This is a genomic window from Microcystis sp. M061S2 (genome assembly GCF_020245605.1).
Classification (GTDB): Bacteria; Cyanobacteriota; Cyanobacteriia; order Cyanobacteriales; family Microcystaceae; genus Microcystis.
On record NZ_JADBUP010000039.1, the window covers coordinates 1 to 2,865 of the forward strand.

Here is a 2,865-nt window from a genome sequence, read left to right on the forward strand (position 1 = left end):
CCAGATCACCGACGATTTTCTCATCGAAATCAAACTGCATATTGAAGGCAAAAAACGCCTCACCCAGCGGACGTAGTAGATAATCATCAATGTTCTTGACAACAGTCTTAATGGTAACGCCAGCAGCGCCCATTAGCATAGACATTCCAGACGACGTACGTAGGCTGGTTGCACCACCCGCATTCTGCGACCCGTGGGTAACAGATGGGAGCGTGGCTTCGTCAGCAAGGTTTCGTGCCTTATCGAAGATCAACATCAACTCATTCGTGATGTTAGGAATCTTGATGGAGTTGATCGAAGTGCCCGGCTGACCGCCTTGTCGGCGGAACATCTTACCGGGATGCAGTTTAAAATCTTGCCCCGGTACTAGGTTCGTTTCGTCAATTTCAAAGACGACGTTTCCTGATAGTACAGCGTTGTCAACAGCTAGCCGCATAAAGCCGTTCATAAGTGTCTGAGTATCTTCCATGTTCTCAGCTACGCCGATACCAAAGAAGCTGTATGGATTGTGCTCGTAAGGACACACAAGGTACGGAATACGCTGCGGCTTAAACGGATTAAAGACGAGACGGAGGATGTGATTACCGCTGACCCAAGCGTTGATCTGGACCTGATCCATATCCTTGAACTCAGACGGAATCTCTAGGCCAGCCTCTTCGGCTGTCTCCGTATCGACGTAGCCCCAGTACTCAAGAACTTCAAATCGCTCTAGGAAGTTGACGGTTTCAGTCTCCGTCAGATCGTCTTCCCACCACTTCTTACTATAGTTGTAGCCTGTTTCAATGAGGGCTTCGATTGCCTTGCGGCGGAAGAACGGACGGCGCTTTAGTTCACGAAGCTGAGACTTTGACAGCTTATGGCGCTCAATAAAGTACTCTGCATCGGACATGCTCGTGGCCTCAGGGTCTGGGTACGCATCCCAGATACGAACCTGTGCGACTTGTGGGCGCTGCTTTTGGATCGGAGTGTAGTTACCCTCTGCATCCCATTGTGGGTATTCGCGCTGGTGCACGAACGGACCCTTCATAACGCCAGCCCCAAACAGGGCCATTTCAAGTGCAAACGAACGAAGATGGACAGAAGCCTGAGACTCTGTTAGCTGGTCATGGATTTTCTTTTCCATGGCCTTAGCTGCAACGAGAGCAGGGCTGAATGTAATTGCAGATGGTGTCTGCCCAACACCTTCCTTAACGTCAAGGCCGTTAAGTTTCTCCTGTAGCGGACCTAGTAGCTGTGTAAGCGTGGCACCAGCAGGAATTTCACGACCATCCCCGGCAAAGCCGTATGGATCAATGGGGGCAGGTGCTTCTTCCGGCTGAGACTTAGGTTCGCGTGGGTCTACGTATACGTGCTCGACAACTCCTTCTGGAAGTTCAGTAGGCTCAATGCTGATAGGAAATTTCCCACCGGAAAACAAAACGTCAATAAGCTGGCCGTAAGCCGCCATGACCTTTGTTTTGGTGATCTTGATAAATGCCCGTGACTTCTCTGTGTCGGTAAACTGTACGTCTGGTCCGTAGATGCCACGGAAGTTACGATAGGATCGTAGCCAACGATCTTCGTCGTTGCGTCGGGCATCTTCTGCACGCCGGAACCGTTCCTCAATGTAAGCAACGATATCTGTCCGTTCCGGCGTAACGATAGCCTTTTCGACGCTTGAAACGTCATCCAAGGCTACCTGTACGTCTACCGCTGGTGCCGAAGTCTCGTCATCAGTCGGAAGAAATGAGTTCATTAGTTACCAGTTACTTTGGTATTGGCAGAAGCCCAGAAAGCCTTATCAACGCCCTTGCCACCATCGCGCTTTGCAGCGTTCTCGTAGGTAGCACTGACCTTTGATGTAGCCTGACCAAGTAGGGCAAGTGACTCCTTGCCATTGTTGGCTGCATTCTCATAAACGGGGCTGACCTTTGAGTAGTCAGCAGTTGGGCTAAAATTCTTGGTAGCCATCATATCTCCTCAGTAGCCAAAAGTATGGCAAGCAATATCATGTCCCGCTCGCCTCGTCGGGTTCGACATGTCCCACGGCATTTCAACTGATTTGGGGCGACTGGTCACACCGTAACGCAATGCGTCGTAGGCATGATCTTCTGCCGTGGTATCAACATCCTCTGGATCGTTATTATCCAACGGAAGCTTAGGAAGAGTCCGAATTAGGTTACGACAGTTCGAGAATATGAACAGCGATGGCCTTCCTTCCTCATCTAGAGACAAGCGGCGATGTAGCTCCAGCTTGCCGCTCTTTCGACTGTTTGGACTGCGGTCAGATGGTCGCCAGCGGCAACCATTCGCAATCATTGTTTCTGCGATAGACGGTCCTACCTCACCACGCTTGGCCCACGCCGAAGCGTCGAGCACACCGTAGCGAATTGACTCACCCTCTTCTAATTCCAGCACACGCTGCGCAAATCGGTCGGCTGTCAGCTTGTTTGCGTACAACTCTCTATAGGCGTAAAGGTTGTTGTCGTAATCGACTGCAAACCAGAGACAGCAAGCAGGACTGGTATAGCCCCAATCCGCAGCCCGAAAACGCTGCCAACCGTGCGGAATTTCAAATGGCTCAATGACGTGTACTTCCTTTTTAAAGTCGGAGAAGGCTGCGTTGTCAAACGCATCCCAATCACCATATAGGAAGTTACGTCGTTGAATTTCTGGTAGCGAGGCCAGCATCGTGATGTAGCTAGCGTCGTACGTCATGTAAGGGTTATCGAATACGGTAGCCGGTACGAACCGACGACTTATCGAACTGTGAATGACGCCAGTTGGCGTGGGAACTTCAATGTCAATAGTGAACCGGGTATTGGGTGGCGCAGGATCAATAAACATCTCCCGAACCCATGCCGACCCAATACATCCCGGGTTCCC

Annotated in this window: 3 protein-coding genes; all 3 read right to left on the reverse strand. The window is 50.9% G+C overall.

From position 1 onward, the window contains the following. On the reverse strand, positions 1–1,735 hold a 1,735-nt coding region (locus tag IM475_RS07280; RefSeq protein WP_287727147.1), incomplete at its 3' end, for a portal protein. Continuing rightward, positions 1,735–1,953: a hypothetical protein gene (locus tag IM475_RS07285; RefSeq protein ID WP_287727148.1), complete on the reverse strand. Its 219-nt coding sequence runs from the start codon at positions 1,951–1,953 to the stop codon at positions 1,735–1,737. The genes IM475_RS07285 and IM475_RS07280, both read right to left, overlap by 1 nt. A 6-nt stretch (positions 1,954–1,959) precedes the next feature. Further along, positions 1,960–2,865, reverse strand: a 906-nt coding sequence (locus tag IM475_RS07290) for a terminase large subunit domain-containing protein (RefSeq protein WP_287727149.1), incomplete at its 5' end; no start/stop codon positions are given.